This window comes from Streptomyces sp. NBC_01261, assembly GCF_036226385.1.
Taxonomy (GTDB): domain Bacteria; phylum Actinomycetota; class Actinomycetes; order Streptomycetales; family Streptomycetaceae; genus Streptomyces.
Window position 1 is genome coordinate 10368485 of sequence record NZ_CP108463.1, and the last position, 16769, is coordinate 10385253.

General features: G+C 71.9%; 13 protein-coding genes. 4 read left to right on the forward strand and 9 right to left on the reverse strand.

Going from position 1 to position 16769, the window contains the following annotated elements:
• The first annotated feature begins 18 nt into the window (after positions 1–18).
• Positions 19–2385: a glycosyl hydrolase family 95 catalytic domain-containing protein gene (locus tag OG226_RS46020; RefSeq protein ID WP_329352502.1), complete on the forward strand. Its 2367-nt coding sequence runs from the start codon at positions 19–21 to the stop codon at positions 2383–2385.
• The gene (locus tag OG226_RS46025; protein WP_329352503.1) at positions 2382–3608 is read left to right on the forward strand and encodes an SGNH/GDSL hydrolase family protein; all 1227 of its coding nucleotides are present in this window, start codon (positions 2382–2384) and stop codon (positions 3606–3608) included. Before OG226_RS46020 ends, OG226_RS46025 begins: the two co-directional genes overlap by 4 nt.
• A gap of 9 nt (positions 3609–3617) precedes the next feature.
• On the opposite strand, the gene OG226_RS46030 is transcribed toward OG226_RS46025, so the two are convergent.
• From OG226_RS46030 to OG226_RS46050, 5 genes are all read right to left on the reverse strand, one after another.
• A complete protein-coding gene (locus OG226_RS46030; RefSeq protein WP_328685467.1) occupies positions 3618–6581 on the reverse strand; it encodes a helix-turn-helix transcriptional regulator in 2964 nt (987 codons plus the stop codon).
• A gap of 78 nt (positions 6582–6659) precedes the next feature.
• Positions 6660–7010: a UBP-type zinc finger domain-containing protein gene (locus OG226_RS46035; RefSeq protein WP_328685468.1), complete on the reverse strand. Its 351-nt coding sequence runs from the start codon at positions 7008–7010 to the stop codon at positions 6660–6662.
• Positions 7007–8464, reverse strand: coding sequence for an ATP-binding protein (locus OG226_RS46040; RefSeq protein WP_328685469.1), 1458 nt, complete (start codon positions 8462–8464; stop codon positions 7007–7009). The genes OG226_RS46035 and OG226_RS46040 overlap by 4 nt, the downstream gene beginning before the upstream one ends.
• Positions 8461–10137 (reverse strand): FAD-dependent oxidoreductase, encoded by a 1677-nt coding sequence (locus OG226_RS46045; protein ID WP_329352506.1) that lies wholly within the window; start codon positions 10135–10137, stop codon positions 8461–8463. The genes OG226_RS46040 and OG226_RS46045 overlap by 4 nt, the downstream gene beginning before the upstream one ends.
• 120 nt (positions 10138–10257) lie before the next feature.
• Positions 10258–10611 carry a VOC family protein gene (locus OG226_RS46050; protein ID WP_329352507.1) on the reverse strand — a complete coding sequence of 118 codons (354 nt, stop codon included), beginning with the start codon at positions 10609–10611 and terminating at the stop codon, positions 10258–10260.
• 61 nt (positions 10612–10672) lie between these two features.
• Between OG226_RS46050 and OG226_RS46055 the strand changes: the two genes are divergently transcribed.
• Positions 10673–11554: a universal stress protein gene (locus OG226_RS46055; protein WP_329352508.1), complete on the forward strand. Its 882-nt coding sequence runs from the start codon at positions 10673–10675 to the stop codon at positions 11552–11554.
• 12 nt (positions 11555–11566) lie between these two features.
• Here OG226_RS46055 and OG226_RS46060 read toward each other — a convergent pair whose 3' ends face one another.
• Positions 11567–12589, reverse strand: coding sequence for a Gfo/Idh/MocA family oxidoreductase (locus OG226_RS46060; RefSeq protein ID WP_329352509.1), 1023 nt, complete (start codon positions 12587–12589; stop codon positions 11567–11569).
• Positions 12590–12638: 49 nt separating this feature from the next.
• On the reverse strand, positions 12639–13424 hold the full coding sequence (locus OG226_RS46065) for a TIM barrel protein (RefSeq protein WP_328685474.1): 786 nt from the start codon (positions 13422–13424) through the stop codon (positions 12639–12641).
• A 183-nt stretch (positions 13425–13607) separates the two neighbouring features.
• Between OG226_RS46065 and OG226_RS46070 the strand changes: the two genes are divergently transcribed.
• Positions 13608–14645, forward strand: coding sequence for a LacI family DNA-binding transcriptional regulator (locus OG226_RS46070; protein ID WP_329352510.1), 1038 nt, complete (start codon positions 13608–13610; stop codon positions 14643–14645).
• A gap of 6 nt (positions 14646–14651) precedes the next feature.
• On the opposite strand, the gene OG226_RS46075 is transcribed toward OG226_RS46070, so the two are convergent.
• Positions 14652–15887, reverse strand: coding sequence for a DUF4032 domain-containing protein (locus tag OG226_RS46075; RefSeq protein WP_328685476.1), 1236 nt, complete (start codon positions 15885–15887; stop codon positions 14652–14654).
• 9 nt (positions 15888–15896) lie between these two features.
• On the reverse strand, positions 15897–16646 hold the full coding sequence (locus OG226_RS46080; protein ID WP_328685477.1) for an MBL fold metallo-hydrolase: 750 nt from the start codon (positions 16644–16646) through the stop codon (positions 15897–15899).
• Positions 16647–16769: the final 123 nt, after the last annotated feature.

The following is a 16769-nucleotide window of genomic DNA, read 5'->3' on the forward strand; positions in this document are numbered from 1 at the left end:
ACCTTTTCGGAGACCGCCATGTCCAGTGCACTGCCCGACCTGCCCAGGCGCAATCTGCTCGCCCTCGCCGCGGCCACCGGCGCCCTCGCCGGCCTGCCCGCCTTCACGGCCTCGGCCGCACCCCAGCGACCGACCAACGCCCAGACCAGCAGCGGTACTTCACGCCACACCCTGTGGTGGCAGGCCCCGGCCGACGACAACTCGATGATCGAGCAGGGCCTCCCGATCGGCAACGGCCGCCTCGGCGCCCTCGCGAGCAACGACCCCGGCCACGAGGTCCTCCTCGTCACCGACGCCACCCTGTGGACCGGCGGCCTCAACGACACGCTCGACTCGGACGGCCAATTCCCCTACGGCCGCGCCGACTTCGGCTCCCTCACGCTGCTCGCCCGGCTCACCGTCGACATACCCGACCACGACCTGGGCGCGGTCTCCGGCTACCGCCGCACCCTCGACCTCGAACAGGGCGTGGCGAGCGCCTCGTACGTCCGCTCCGGAGTGACGTACCAGCGGCGGCTCTTCGCCAGCCGCCCCGACGACGTGATCGTCCTGCACCTCACCCAGAGCGGCGGCGGACGCTACACCGGCACCGTCGAGTTGGCGGGCACGCACGGCGAACCGGCCGGTGACGCCCGCTCGTTCGGCGCCACCCTCGCCAACGGCCTGCGCTACGGCGCCGCCGTCACCGCGTACGGCACCGGCGGCAGCGTCACGGTGACCGGCTCGCGCGTCGCCTTCTCCGGCTGCAAGGACGTCACCGTCGTACTGAGCGGCGGCACCAACTACGCGCCCAACGCGGCGGCCCACTACCGCGATCCGTCCCTCGACCCGCAGAAGCTGGCCCGCACCAAGGTGAGTGCGGCTGCCAAGCACTCGGCGGACACCCTGCTGCGCACTCATGTCGCCGACCACGGCGCGTTGTTCGGGCAGTTGGACATCTCGCTCGGCACCTCGACCGCCGACCAGCGTGCGCTGGACACCTGGGAGCGCATCCAGGCCCGCGCCCGGGACGGCGAGCCGGACCCGGAACTCGAAGCCGCCTACCTCCAGTTCGGCCGGTATCTGATGATCGCCGGCTCCCGGGGGAGTCTGCCGATGGGCCTCCAGGGGAACTGGCTCGACGGCAACGACCCCGACTGGATGGGGGATTACCACACCGACATCAACATCCAGATGAACTACTGGATGGCGGACCGCGCCGGACTGTCCCAGTGCTTCGACGCGTTCACCGACTACTGCGTCGCCCAGCTCCCCGACTGGACGGACGTCACGCGCAGGCTCTTCAACGACTCCCGCAACCGCTACCGCAACTCCAGCGGCAAGAACGCCGGTTGGACCGTCGCGATCTCCACCAACCCGTACGGCGGCGGGGGTTGGTGGTGGCACCCGGCCGGTAACGCGTGGCTGAGCAACACCCTCTGGGAGCACTACGAGTTCACGGGCTCGCGCGCCCACCTCGCGAAGATCTACCCGCTGCTCAAGGGGGCCGTCGAGTTCTGGGAGGCGCGGCTGCTCACCACCACCCTGCCCGGCAGCTCGAAGGAGGTGCTCATCGCCGACAGCGACTGGTCGCCCGAACAGGGACCGCTGGACGCGAAGGGCATCACCTACGCCCAGGAACTCGTGTGGGCGCTGTTCGGCAACTACTGTGTCGCGGCGGCCGAGTTGAAGAAGGACACCGGCTACGCGGGCACGATCGCCGGACTCCGCAAGAAGCTGTACCTCCCGGTGGTGAGCCCCAAGACGGGCTGGTTGGAGGAGTGGATGTCCCCGGACAACCTGGGGGAGACCACACACCGGCACCTGTCGCCGCTCATCGGACTCTTCCCCGGCGACCGCATCCGCCCCGACGGCTCCACCCCGAAGGACATCGTGGACGGCGCCACCGCGCTGCTCACGGCCCGGGGCATGGACAGCTTCGGCTGGGCCAACGCCTGGCGCAGCCTGTGCTGGTCCCGGCTCAAGAACGCCGAGAAGGCCTACCAGTTGGTCGTGAACAACCTTCGGCCGTCCACCAACGGGAGCAACGGCACCGCCTCCAACCTCTTCGACATCTACCAGGTCGAGGTGGGCCGCGGCATCTTCCAGATCGAGGCCAACTTCGGCACCCCCGCCGCGATCATCGAGATGCTGCTCTACTCCCGCCCGGGCCACCTGGAACTCCTCCCCGCCCTCCCCGACGCCTGGGCCGCGTCCGGCTCCGTCACGGGGGTCGGCGCCCGCGGCGGCTTCGTCGTCGACCTCCACTGGCGCAACGGGAAACCGACCGAGGTGAAGATCCGCAGCATCAACGGCCGGACCACGACGGTGGCCTTCGGCGACACCACACGGACGGTGCGTCTGACACCGGGCGCGTCCGTCACGCTGCGGGACTTCGCCCGGTGACGGCCCGACGGGCACGACTGCGCCGTACGGCCGCACTTCTCCTGCTCGTCGCCGCCTTCCAGTCCGGACCCGCACACGCACAACCCCAGGCGCCGGCACAGGCGAAGGCATTGAAGAACCCGACATCCGTCATCACGTGGGGAGCGAGCGCCGACCACCTGGGCGACGGAGTCGCCGACCGCGGCTACCGGCTGATCGTGCACACCAGCGTGGCCGGCAGCGATCTGCGGATCCGGCTCTCCAACGCCTTCGGCGACCGGCCGCTGACCTTCGACGACGTCTACGCCGGTGTGCAGCGGACGGGCGCCGCGCTCGTCCCCGGCTCCAACCGGCGGCTCACCTTCGACGGCGCGAAGTCGGTCACGATCCCGCCGGGCGCGGTCGCCTACAGCGACCCGCTCTCCGGCAGGATGCCCGCCGCGACCAACCTGGTGGTCAGCATCCACTCCCCGGACGCGGCGGGCCCGGCGACCGGCCACGGCATGGCCATGCAGACGTCGTACGTCAGCCAGGGCGACCACACCGGCGAGGAAGGCGCCGCCGCCTGGACGGGCACCACCGGATCCTGGTACTACCTCGACGCCGTCTCCGTACGGCCGAGCGCGGGCATCGGTGCCGTGGTCACGCTCGGCGACTCCATCACGGACGGCTGGGCGTCCACGTCGGACCTCAACCGGCGCTGGCCGGACTACCTGGCCCGGCGGCTCGCCCGCGCCGACACGGCCGTCAAGGGCGTGGCCAACGAAGGGATCTCGGGCAACAAGGTCCTCGCCGACGGCGCCGGGCAGAGCGCCCGCAACCGGCTGCGGCGCGATGTGCTGTCGCAGCCCGGAGTCCGCACCGTGTTCCTCTTCGAGGGCGTCAACGACATCAAGGCCCACTCCGGCGTCACCGCCCAGGACATGATCGCCGGCTACCGCGAGATCATCGACCGGGCGCACGCGGCCGGGAAGTGTGTCGTCGGCGCCACGGTCGGCCCGTTCAAGGGCTGGTCCGAATGGGACCCGGCGGCCGAGGCAGTCCGTCAGGAGGTCAACCAATTCATCAGGAGCGGCGGGGAGTTCGACGCGGTCACCGACTTCGACCACATCCTCCGCAGCCCCTACGACCAGGAGAGGATGCTCCCCTTCCTGGACAGCGGTGACCATCTCCACCCCAACGACAAGGGGATGGCGGCCATGGCCGACGCCGTCGACCTCAAGAGTCTCGACTGCGCGAAGTGAACGCCGGAGTCAGCCGGACGCCGTCGCCTCCGGGGTGATCAGCCCCTGGCGATAGGCGATCGCCACCGCCTCCGTACGGCTCGCGGCGCCCAGCTTCGCGAGGATGTTGGAGACGTGGACGCTCGCCGTCTTGCCGGTGATGAACAGCTCCTCGCCGATCTGGCGGTTGCTGCGCCCGAGGGCGAGCAGCCGCAGCACGTCCCGCTCGCGGGCCGTCAGCGGCGAGGGGCGGTCCCCGGTGTCCGGTGCCGGGTCGCCGAGGCGGCCACGGCGGATCAGCGTGTCCAGCCGCGCGAGCAGGGGCGCGGCACCGAGCCGGGCGGCGGCCTCCCGTGCCGCACGGGCGTGGGCGCCCGCCTCCGCACGGCGGTCGGCCGCCAACAGGGCCTCCGCGAACCGGAATTGGCAGCGCGCCCGTTCGTAGACGTCGCCGTAGCCGAACGCGGACACCGCCTTCTCCCAGGCCGCCGCGTCCGGTCCCGCGGCCGTCCGTGTCCACTCGGCCTCGGCGCGGGCCAGCCACGCCTGTCCTTCCGGACCCTGCGGTCGGGCCTCGCCACCCGCGTCGGCCACGGACCGGGCCAGCTCGACGAGTTCCGTCGCGGTGTCCGTCCAGCGACGCACCCCCGCCTCGTCCCCGGTCAGGCGGAGCGCGGTGGCCCTGTCGGCGACCGCGGCCAGGGCGAGGGCGGCGAGCCGGACCGTGAGATCGGGACGCCGACCGGAGTCGTCGGTGAGGGCCGTGACCGCGGCACGCATCCGCTCCACGGCCGCCCCCGGGTCGCCCTCGAAGGCAGCCGCGTCGGTGAGCACGATGCCCGCCACCATGGCGGCCATCCAGTCGAACGGCCCCTCCAGCAGGACACGGGCCCGCTCCACCGCCCCCAAGTCGCCGCGCGCCAGCGCCACATGCAGCGCGGGCCCCATGGTGAAACCGCCCGCGTGCGGCAGCACGTCCGCGTCGCTCGCGGCCACCTTCACGCACTCGTCCCAGCGGCCCAGCGTGTACAGCACCAGGAGCTGGAGATAGCGCATCTCCAGCGGATACGGCGACGAGAGCAGTCCGGCGCGACGGGCCCGGTCCAGCCCCTCGGCGAGCCAGGGCAGCGACTCCTCCAGGTCACCGGACTCGAAACTGCCGATCGCGAGATGGAACAGGGCGCGCATCTCCACGGGGGAGTTCCCGGCCTGCCGGGCCAGTTCGCGTGCCTGCGCGAGCCGCTCCCGGCCCTCCCGGGTGCGCCGGCCGCCCTTTTCGAGCGTGGCCAGCGAGATCAGCAAGTCGGCCCGGGCGTCGGTCAGTTGGAGATCCTCGGCGGTGCGCAGGGCCTGGCGGGCGATCCGCAGCGCGATCTCGTTCTCGCCGACCTGACGGGCCGCCAGCACATGCGTGGCCGCGGCCCACACCCAGGTCCGGGAGGGCGGTTCGGCGGGGATCATCGCCAGAGCCTCGCTGCTGTACGCGAACGCGGCCGTGAGACTGTCGACGCCCATGAGATTGCCGGCCAGCGTGTAGCGGACCCGGGCGGCCAGCTCGGAGTCCGTGTCCTGGCCGATCCCGGCGAGCGCGGACCGGGTGAGGGAGACCGCGCGGTGCGCGTCCCCGGCGTGGGCGGCCGCCGCCGACGCACGCAGGGTGAGGGTCACACTGCCGATGCCCTCGCCCGAGGGCCGCGCCGCGGGGTCGACCGACGACCACAGATCGAGGACGGTTTCGAGATGCCGCAGCTCCTCGGCGGGTGCGCCGACGCGCTGGGCGTGGTCGGCGGCCTCCAGGGAGGCGGCCAGGGCCTCGGCCAGGTCGTGGCTCTCGCGATAGTGGTGGGCGCGCTCCGCCGCGCTCTCGGCCCCGTGACCGCGTGAGGCGAGGAGGCGGGCGAACGCGCCGTGCTGCCGGGAGCGCTCTCCGGGGAGAAGGTCGGCGTACACCGCCTCGCGGGCCAGGGCGTGCCGGAAGGAGTACGTGTCGGCGTGCCCGGGGACCAGGAGCTGTCGCTCGACGGCCTCGCGGAGCGCCGACTCCAGCTCGTCCTCCGGGAGTTGGACCGCGTCCCGCAGCAGGTCGTACTCGACGCGGCGCCCGGCGACGGCGGCGATGCGCAACACCTGCTGGGCGGTGTCGGAGAGTTGCTCGAAACGGATCAGCAGGACGTCGGCCAGACCGCTCGGCACCCCGCCCGCCTCCATGTCGCTCGCCGCGAGCAACTCCTCGGCGTAGAAGGCGTTTCCCTCGGCGCGCTGGACGATCCGGCGGACCGTGCCGTCCGGTACCGGCCCCGTGCGCAGCGCGCGCACCAGCCGGGCGACCTCCGCGTCCCCCATGGGCCGCAGCTCCAGGCGCTCCACGGCGGGCAGCCGCACCAGCTCGGCCAGCAGGGGCCGTAGGGGATGGCGGCGGTGGAGGTCGTCCGCGCGGTACGACGCGAACACCGCGAGGCGGTGGGTGGGCGCGCCGCCCGCCGGGCGCTGGAGGATGCCGCGGCTGAGCAGGAAGCGGAGCAGGTCGCGGGAGGACTGGTCGGCCCAGTGCAGGTCCTCCAGGACCAGGAGCAGGGGAGCGATGTCGGAGAGGTCGGCGAGGAGTCCGGCGATGCCCTCGAAGAGCCGCAGCCGGCCGCCCGCGTCCCGCGCCGCGTCCGAACCGGCGCCCAGGAGGCGGTCGACCGCCGGATGCGCGGCCAGCGCGGCGGCGAAGCGTTCGTCGTCCGCGAGGACCCCGAGGATCTCGGTGAAGGGGAGATACGGCAGACCGACGTCACCGAGGTCGACGCAGTGCCCGGTGAGGACCGTCATCCCGGCAGTCGCGGCCCGCCCGGCGATCTCGTCCAGGACCCGGGTCTTGCCGACGCCCGCGTCCCCGGCGATCAGCACCGCCCCGGCCGTACCCGCGCGGGCGCGCTCCAGCACACCGGCGAGGCGGGCGAGTTCCTCGTCCCGGCCGATGAGCGGCGCTGCTGCCACGGATGACGTCACGCCCCCATCCTGGCACGCGCCACTGACAACGCACCTGGCCACCGGGCGGGAGAAGGTCCCCGCCCGGCGGGCCCGGGTTCAGCGCAGGGTCTCGGCCCAGTTCGCCGGAACGCGTCCCGCGGGACCCGGCACCGGCTGGTCCTTCGGGTGGCTCACCGGGGCGGTGAGTTCGGGACCGGAGTCGTACAGCTCGGAGGTGGTGAAGTTCCAGAACCAGTCCTCGCCGGGCTCGTAGCTCTGGATGAACGGGTGTCCCGTGGACTGGTGGTGGGCCGTGGCGTGCTTGGCGGGGGAGTCGTCGCAACAGCCGACGTGACCGCACTGCGCGCACCGCCGGAGGTGGAACCACCAGCCGTCGGCCGCGTCGCACTCCACACAACCCGCCCCGCTGGGCGGGACGTTCGGCTCGATTCCTGCGATGTCGCTCATGCGGACTCCTCGGGCGTCTCGTTGTCGACGGCGGTGAGTGGCAGCAGGACCTGGAAGCGGGTGTCGCCCGGCACCGACTCCACCTGGAGGGTGCCGTGGTGCTTGTTGACGACGATCCGCCAGGAGATGTCCAGACCGAGCCCCGTACCCTCGCCGACCGGCTTGGTGGTGAAGAACGGATCGAAGATACGGCCACGGATCTCCTGCGGCACACCGGGGCCGGTGTCCCGGAACTCCACCATCAACTGGTCGTGCTCCAGGGCCGTCCGCACCGTCAGCGTGCCGGTCCCGTCCGAACTCTCCATCGCGGAGACCGCGTTGTCGATCAGGTTCGTCCACACCTGGTTCAACTCGGCCGGATACGCGGGGATCTTGGGGAGCGTGCGGTCGTACTCCTTGACGACCTTGACGCGATCGCCGAACTTGCCCGCGAGCATCAGCAGGGTGCTGTCGAGGAGTTCATGGACGTCAACCACCTGATAGGGAGCGCGGTCCAGCTGTGAGTACTGCTTGGCGGCGCCCACCAGGTTCGAGACCCGGGTTGTGGAGTCCTCGATCTCCGTCATCAACAGCTCTGTCTCGACGGTGTAGTTGAGCCAGCCGATCGCGCTCGGCAGGATCTCCGCGTCCACGGCCGCCGCGACCTGGTCCAGCCACTCGATGTCGAGACCGGCCTGCACGAACGTCGGCGCGATCTGCCACGACTCCGTGATGTCGTGGTCGTCGAGCCAGTCGGTGAGGGCGTCCTCGCGGTCCGAGGCCTCCAGAGGGCTCAACGAGGGCGCCTTGGCGACGCGTTCGGCCGTGCGCTCCTGGATGTCGATCAGGTTGGCGAGCGCCTCGCGCGGATACCGGCCCGCGGAGATGAGCCGCAGCTTGTGCCGCATCTTCGCCACCCGCTCGCGCAGCGCCGAGGTGGCGCGGACGGCGGCGGCGGCCGGGTTGTTCAGCTCATGCGTCAGGCCGGCCGACAACGAGCCCAGCGCCAGCAGCCGTTCACGCTGGCTGATCGCCAACTGGGTGCTCTTCGAACCGAAGAAGAGGCCCTCCAGCAGGTGCACCGCCATCGGGAACCACTCGCTCATGATGGCCGCGAACGTCTCGGCGGGCAGCACGAAGAACCGCGTCTGCTCCGTCACCCGCATCGAGTTGAGGTACACCTGCTGCACCCGGTCCCCGATGTAGGCCTGCATCGCGCCCGTGTACACGCCGCGTTGGGAGGTCCGGCTGACCTCCACGTCGTCGCCGCCGACCCGCCGCGACAGCACGACGGTGCCCTCGATCATGACGTAGAAGCAGGTCGCGGGGTCGCCCTCGGTGTAGACGGGCCCGGCCTCGAACTGCTCCACCTGCCCGTCGCAGCACAATCGGCCGAGCTGCTCCGGTGTCAGCTTCTCGAACAGGAACAGCGTGCCGATCTCCTGCGGGCTGCACGGCAGCACCTGCCCGCTCATGACTGCTCCAGGTAGCGGTGGACGAGCATCACGGCCATGGCTCCCTCTCCGACGGCGGACGCGACGCGTTTCGCGGACTCGGCGCGCGCGTCGCCCGCCACGAACACGCCGGGAATATTGGTCTCCAGGTGGTACGGCGCCCGGTCCAACTCCCAGCTCGCGGGCGGCTTCCCGTCCGCGCTGAGGTCCGGCCCGGACAGGATGAACCCGCGCTCGTCCCGCAGCACCGACCCGTCCAGCCAGTCGGTCAGCGGAGCCGCGCCGATGAACACGAACATCCACTGCGCGTCTACGAGTTCGGTCGTTCCGCTCTCCGTGTCGCGCAGGGTGAGCTGCTCCAGATGGTCGGAACCGTGCGCGGCGTCGACCACCGTGCCGGTGCGCACGGAGATGTTCTCCGCCTCGTTGATCTGCTGGATCAGGTAGTACGACATCGACGCGGCCAGCGAGGGCCCGCGCACCAGCAGCGTCACGGACTTGGCGCCCCGGGCCAGGTACATCGCCGCCTGGCCCGCCGAGTTGGCGCCGCCGACGATGTACACGTCGTGCCCCTGGCAGGAGGTCGCCTCGGTCAGCGCCGAGCCGTAGTAGACCCCGCAGCCCGTCAGATCGGGCATGCCGGGCGCTTCCAACTGCCGGTACGACACTCCGGTTGCGAGGATCACGCTGTGCGCGGCGACCGCCGAGCCGTCCGCGAACCGTACGACGCGTGCGGAGCCGCTGACCTCAAGTCCCGTGACCTCGCGGGCGGTCAGGATCTCGGCGCCGAACTTCCCGGCCTGCCGCCGTGCCCTGTCGGTGAGTTGGGCCCCGGACACCCCGTCGGGGAACCCGAGGTAGTTCTCGATGCGCGAACTCTGCCCGGCCTGCCCGCCGGTCGCCGACCGCTCGACGAGAACCGTCCGCAGCCCCTCCGAAGCCCCGTACACGGCCGCGCCGAGCCCGGCAGGGCCGCCGCCGATGACGACGAGGTCGTAGAAGTCCGCCGTCGGTGTGGTCGCGAGCCCGACCTCGGCGGCCAGTTCGGTCGCCTCCGGCTCGACCAGCACCTTTCCCTCGGCGGTGATGACGAGCGGCAGCCGCTGCCCGTCCTGCCCGGCGGCCGACAGGAGCCGCAGGCCCTCCGGGGTGTCGGCCGAGTACCAGCGGTACGGCACCTGGTTGCGGGCCAGGAACTCCCGCACGTCCGAGGAGCGCGCCGACCAGCGGTGTCCGACGACCTTCGTGGCGGGCACGGGCCGGTAGTCGCTGTTCCGCCAGGCCTCCAGGAGGTCGTCCAGGACCGGGTAGAGCTTCTCCTCCGGCGGGTCCCAGGGCTTGAGCAGATAGTGGTCGAGGTCGACGACGTTGATCGCGTCGATCGCCGCGTCCGTGTCCGCGTACGCGGTCAGCAGCACCCGGCGCGCGCCCGGATAGACATCAAGAGCCTGCTCCAGGAACTCGATGCCGTTCATCTGCGGCATGCGGTAGTCCGCCAGGATCACGGCCACGAGATCCCCGCGCAGCTTCAGCTCGCGCAACGCGTCCAGCGCGGACTCGCCGGACTCCGCACGCACGATCCGGTACGACTCGCCGTAGCGCCGCCGCAGGTCACGGGCGACGGCACGGGAGACTCCCGGATCGTCGTCAACGGTCATGATGACGGTCCGCGCGGCTTCGGCGGCCTGTGCCATACGTCTCCCACCCCGAGTGGTCGGCTTCACGGCACGGCGGCGCCGTTGTCACCGCGCCGGCTCCCCACCATCGTATGGTCGATCGCCGTGTCGCGCTCCGCTACACCCGAGACGGGGGCCTCAGGGGCGCCGGGAGCGCAACACGCAGAACTCATTTCCCTCCGGATCCGCCAGCACCACCCACGACTGCTCGCCCTGCCCGACGTCCGCGGTCCGCGCGCCCAGCGCCAGCAGCCGGGTCACCTCGGTCTCCTGGTCGTCCGGGCGGAAGTCCAGATGCAGCCGGTTCTTCACCGTCCTCCCCTCCGGCACCGGCACGAAGAGCAGCCCGGGCAGCCGTTCCGGCTCCGGCCGGATCTCGAACTCGTCCGGCGCCTCGCCCACCACCACCCACCCGAGCGCTTCGGCCCACCAGCGTCCCAGCGCGACGGGGTCGGCCGCGTCCACCACCACCTGCTCCCACTCCAAGGTCATGCGGGCACCGTAGTGAAGACTGGGCCCGACGCACGTGACCGCACCACCGGGAGGCCACCGCATGACACGACCGATCACCGCAGGCGTCGACGGATCGGCGGAGAGCCTCGCCGCACTCGCCTGGGCGGGCCGGGAGGCCGTACGGCGGGGGCTGGCGCTGCGGGTGGTGCAGGTCTGGCGGTTCGAGGAGCACCACGCCATCGACGCGGGGGACCGGGAGACCCAGGACGGCTGGGTGCGGGACGCGGCGGCCGGGGCCACTCGGGAGGTCGCCGAACGCCACCCCGGGCTGGACATCACCACCGACGTCCTGGAGGGCGAGCCCGTCGACGCGCTGACCGCCGCCGCTGCCGACGCCGAACTCCTGGTCCTCGGCTCACGCGGCCACGGGCCCGTCGTCGGCTTCCTGCTCGGTTCCGTCGGCCAGCAGGTGATCGCCGACTCCGTACGGCCCGTCGTGCTCGTGCGCGCCGGTGACGAAGCCGCCAGGGAGGCCGCCGGGCGCGAGATCGTCGTGGGCCAGCACGGGGACCCCGAGGACAGCGCCGCCGCGCTGGGCTTCGCCTTCGAGACGGCTGCGGCGCGGGGAGCGGCGGTCCGTGCCGTACGGGCGTGGACCCTGCCGCCGGTGTTCGCCTACAGCCCCGGATCCATGCGACTGCTCGACGAGGCCGGTGGCCTGGAGCCGTACGAGAAGAAGGGCCTCGCCGAGGCACTGGAGCCGTGGCGCAAGCGCTTCCCCGACGTGCCCGTGGTCGAGCACGTGGAGATCGGCAGCGCGGGGCAGGTGCTGCTTTCGCTCGCGGGGCGCGCCCAATTGATGGTTGTCGGGCGGCGCTCCCACCGTACGGCGGTGGGCGCGCGGATCGGCTCGGTCGCGCACGGGGTGCTGCACCACGCGGAGTGCCCGGTGGCCGTGGTGCCGTCGCCGGAGGCCTCTTGAGGCTGAGGCGGTTCAGGCCTGGATGTCCTCGATGGGTACAGGGACGCCCTTCTCCACCGAACTGATGGCCGCCAGCGCGATCTGCAGCGCGGCGCGGGCGTCCTCGCCGGTGGCCGAAGGGGTGCGGGCGGTGCGGATCGTCTCGGCGAAGTCGGCGAGCTCGGCTGCGTACGCGTCGTGGAACAGGTCCTGGTCGTAGGTGACGGTCTCGGCCGCCATGCCCTCCGCGCCGTAGGACGTCAGATGGGTGCGCCGGATGTCGCCCATCGTCAGCATGCCCGCCGAGCCGAAGACCTCGCCGCGTACGTCGTAGCCGTACACCGCCTGGAAGTTGGCCTCGGCGGTGGCGAGGGCGCCGTTGTCGAAGCGGATGGTGACGACGGCCGTGTCGAGCAGGCCGCGGTCCTTGAAGTCGGGGCGGACCAAGGCGTCGGCCATGGCGAAGACCTCGACCGGCTCGGACCCCGGGTTGAGGAAGCGCAGGGTGTCGAAGTCGTGGATGAGGGTTTCGAGGAAGATCGTCCACGGCGGGATCGGCGCCGGGTCGGCCAGCTTCGGGTCGCGGGTGAGCGAGCGCAGCAGCTGCGGGGTGCCGATCGCGCCCGCCGCCACCTTGTCGTGCGCGGCCCGGAACCCGGTGTCGTAGCGCCGGTTGAAGCCGATCTGGAGTGGTACGCCCGCCTCGGCGGCGGCCGCGATGGCGCGATCGGCGTCCGCGAGGGTGGTCGCCATCGGCTTCTCGCAGTAGACGGCCTTGCCCGCGCGGGCCGCTGCCTCGACGAGATCGGCGTGGGTGCGCGCCGGGGTCGCGATGACCACCGCGTCGACGTCGGGATCCGCGAGCAGGTCGCCGATCTCGGTGTACGCCGTGGGGCAGTCCAGCCGGTCGGCCAGGCGCCGCGCGGCGCCCGGGGCCGGGTCGGCCACGGCGGCGAGACGGACGCCGGGCAGCCGGCGGGCGAGGGTCTCGGCATGGAAGGATCCCATGCGGCCCGCGCCCACCAGGCCGATGGCGAGGGGCAGTTGGGTGGTCATGGGGTTCTCCCTGGTGCCGTGTGAATGTGTTGTCCGAAGCCGGGGCGGGTCAGACCGTGAAGGCGGTGCGGAAGCGGTCCAGGGCGCGCTCGCTCTCGCTCTCCGAGGCCCAGGCCTCCATCGCGACCGTGCCGTCGTAGCCGATGTCGGCGAGGGCGCGGGCGATCGCCGGGTAGTTGATCTCGCCGGTGCCGGGCTCCTGGCGGCCGGGTACGTCCGCCACCTGGATCTCGCCGATCAGGTCCGACTGGTGGGCCTTGCGGACGAGTTCGATGAGGTTCCCCTCGCCGATCTGCGCGTGGTAGAGGTCCAGGTTCATGCGCAGGCCCGGCCGGTCCACCGCCTTGACCAGGGCCAGGGTGTCGGCGGCCGTGGCGAACGGTACGCCCGGGTGGTCGACCGCGGCGTTCAGGTTCTCCAGCGTGAAGGTGACCCCGGCGCTCTCGCCCAGCTCGGCGAGGCGGGTCAGGGTGCGGTGGGCGGCGATCCACATCGCGCCCGTGGGTTCGCCGGTCACCGGAACCACCGGCAGGCCCTCGGAGTCGAGGCCGGTGCCGTGCAGGTTCAGTCGGGGGCAGCCCAGTTGATCGGCGGCCTTCACCGACTCCTCGGCGGTGCGCAGGAGTTCGGCGGCGCCCGCCTCGTCGGTGAGGCTGCCCCGGATGTAACCCGTCATCGACGAGAACTCGGCCGGGGTCCGCGTGAGCGCGTCCAGGTCGTGCCGGGTCCAGTCCCAGATCTCGACCTGGAAACCGGCCTCGTGGACGCGCCGCGCCCGCTCGTGGATCGGGAGGTCCCGGAAGACCATCTCGGCACAGACCGCCAACGTGTACATGACTGCTCGCCCTCTTCTAGAACGTTCTAGATGGCAGTAGTACGCCACTACCGGATTCCGGTGTCAAGACTTCGCCGGGCATGTTTCTAGAACGTTGCAGTACCTTCGGAGCAGCGACGTCGCACACCTTTCGGAGCGGCTACGATCCCGAAACGCAACGACACCTCGACCGGAAGGACCACCGTGCCGACGACCCCCGCGGTCCCCGACGGAAAGCGGCCCACGCTGGCGCATGTCGCGGCCCGGGCGGGCGTCTCCGTCGCGCTGGTCTCCATCGTGATGCGCGGGGCCTACGGCGCGAGCGCGACCACCCGTGAGCGGGTGCTCAAGGCCGCCGAGGAGATCGGCTACCGGCCCGACACCCGGGCCCGGGTGCTGCGCAGCAACCGCTCACGCCTCCTCGGCGTGCAGTTCGGGCTCCGCCACCCCTTCCACACCGACCTGGTGGAGGGCATCTACGCCGCCGCCGAGCCCGCCGGCTACCAGGTGGCCCTGAGCGCGGTAGCACCCACGCGCGGTGAGCGGCAGGCCGTGGAGGCGCTGCTCGCCGATCGCTGCGAGGCGCTCGTCCTGCTCGGCCCCGAGGTCCCGGCCGCCCGCCTGGCGCACCTCGCGACGCAGGTTCCGGTGGTCTCGGTGGCACGGCGGCTGCGGCCCGCGCCACCGGCCGTGGACGTCGTCCGCACCGCCGACGACGAGGGCGCCCGCCAGGCCGTGGACCACCTGGTCGCGCTCGGCCACCGCGCGGTCGCCCACATCGACGGCGGCCGGGCGCCCGGCGCCGCGGACCGCCGCCGCGGCTACCGCACCGCGATGCACCGCCACGGCCTCGACGACCACGTCCGCGTGTTGCCCGGCGGGCTCACCGAGGACGACGGCGCACGAGCGGCCCGCACCCTGCTCGCCGAGGCCCGCACCGCCCGGCCGAGCGCGGTCCTCGCCTTCAACGACCGGTGCGCCACGGGTGTCCTCGACACGTTCCTGCGGGCCGGTGTGTCCGTCCCCGGGGAGATCTCCGTGGTCGGCTTCGACGACACCAGCCTGTCCCGGCTCGCCCACATCGACCTTACTACCGTGGCCCAGGACATCCCGCGCCTCGCGGAACTCGCCGTCGGCCGCGTCATCGCCCGCCTGGACGGGGAGGCCATGGCGGAGGGAGAGCGCGTGGTTCCGCCGCGCCTAGTAGTCCGCGGCACCACGGCCCCGCCTGCGAAGGGCTGACCCGGGTCACTCCGGGGTGGTCGGCGCCAGCGTCTCGCGCACCTTCGGCAGGATGTTCTTGAGGTAGTCCTCGACCGCGATGTCCAGACCGATGTCGTGCTGGGCGTGCTCGGACATGTACCAGCGGTGTTCGAGCAGCTCGTGATAGATCTCGGCCGGGTCCATCGAGCCGCGCAGTTCCAGCGGTACGGCCCGCACGGTCGGCCGGAACACGTCCCGCACCCACCGGTGCGCGAGCACCTCGGGCCGGGCGGCGAGCGGGTCGCCCGGGGCGTAGTCGTCCTGGGTGGCCATCCAGGACTCCAGGTCGTTGAGCAGCCGCCGCGCCTGGTTCTCCTCGGCGTCCAGGCCGGTCAGGCGCAGCAGTTGACGCTGGTGGTGCCCGGCGTCGACGACCTTCGGCACGAAGGTGACCGTGTCGCCGTTGGAGGAGTGCTCGATCTGCATCTCGGCGACGTCGAAGCCGAGTTCGTTCAGGCGCCGGATCCGGCGTTCGATGAAGTGGTACTTGCCCGCCGGGTACACCGAGACGCGGGTCAGCTCCTCCCACAGGCTCTGGTAGCGGGCGCAGATCTCCATGCCGAACTCGATCGGGTCGACGGACGGGTGCAGCGCCCCGGACGCCTCCAGGTCGAGCAGCTCCCCGCTGATGTTCACGCGGGCGAGGTCGAGGTCGTAGTCCCGCTGGCCGTTGCTCAGCGCCGGGTGCAGATCGCCGGTCTCCGCGTCCACCAGATACGCGGCGTACGCGCCCGCGTCCCGCCGGAACAGCGTGTTCGACAGCGAGCAGTCGCCCCACGCGAACCCGGCCAGGTGGAGCCGCACCAGCAGCACGGCGAGCGCGTCCATCAGCCGGTGCATGGTGGCCGGCCGCAGCGTGGTCTCGAACATCGAGCGGTACGGCATCGAGCCGCCCAGGTGCCGGGTGATCAGCACCGGCTCCAGCGCCTCGCCCTCGGCGTCGACGCGCCCGGTGACCACGGCGAGGGGGTCGACCGCGGGGATGCCGAGCCGGTCCAGGTCGCGCAGCAGCTCGTACTCGCGCAGCGCGGGCCGTTCGGCCAGCTCCTTGACGGCTATGACCTCGCTGCCGGCGCGGGCGTAGCGCACGACGTGGCGGGAGATGCCGCGCGGCAGTGGCACCAGGTACTCGTCCGGCCACTCCTCCAGGGGGACGTCCCAGGGCAGTTCCAGCAGGAGGACCGGATGCTCCGGGTTCGTCGCGTTGATCTGCAGTGCCATGGGATGACCTTAGATCGCGTGTTCGCGGGCGCGCCGCGCCGCCTCACGGACCGGACCGGTGTGTACGGAGCCGTGGCCGGGCAACAGGGTCTCGGCGTCCAGCGCTTCGAGGATGTCCAGCGAGGCCACGGCACGCTCGCGCTCGTGATGGAACATGTCGGGCAGCAGCTGCGGTCCCTTGATCCGGGAGGTCGGGTGGCCGCTCACCAGGGCGTCCCCGGAGATCACGATCCCGCTGTCCCGGAGATGGAAGACGCAGTGCCCGCTGGTGTGGCCGGGGGTGTGCACGGGGACGGGCCGACCGGGCAGGTCGAGCGGGCCGCCCGCGCCCGGGAACGCCTCGGCCGAGGCGACGGGATGCTGCTCGGTGCCTCCGGCGCGGATCGTGTGCACCATCCAGGGCAGGACACCCGGACGCCAGACGTTCTTCAGCACGTCTCCGACGGTCACCTGCTGCAGGAACTCCCGGCGGGCGTGCGGTACTTCGGCCTCGTGCAGCAGGACAGGCGTGCCGTAGGCGCTGTGCAGGTACTCCGCCGAACCGAGGTGGTCGTTGTGGGCGTGGGTGATCAGCACCGCCGTGACGGCCTTCGGTGAACTCCCCACCTGCTCAAGGGAGTCGAGCACCAGGGGGCGGTCCCCGGGGTACCCGGTGTCCACCAGGGTGACCGCGTCGCCGTCCGTGAGGATCACCCAGTTGGTGTTGCTGCCGTGCACCAGATAGGTGCCGTCCGCGACTTGGCGTACATCTGCCCGCATGATCGTCCCTCGTGAGGTGGTGCCCCGTACGGGGACAGCCAACCAGACGCGGACGACCTCGGCTCGCGCGGGGGAAGCCGCCTCCGACGCCGTCCGTCGGGGGCGGCCCCCGCGCGCATCCGA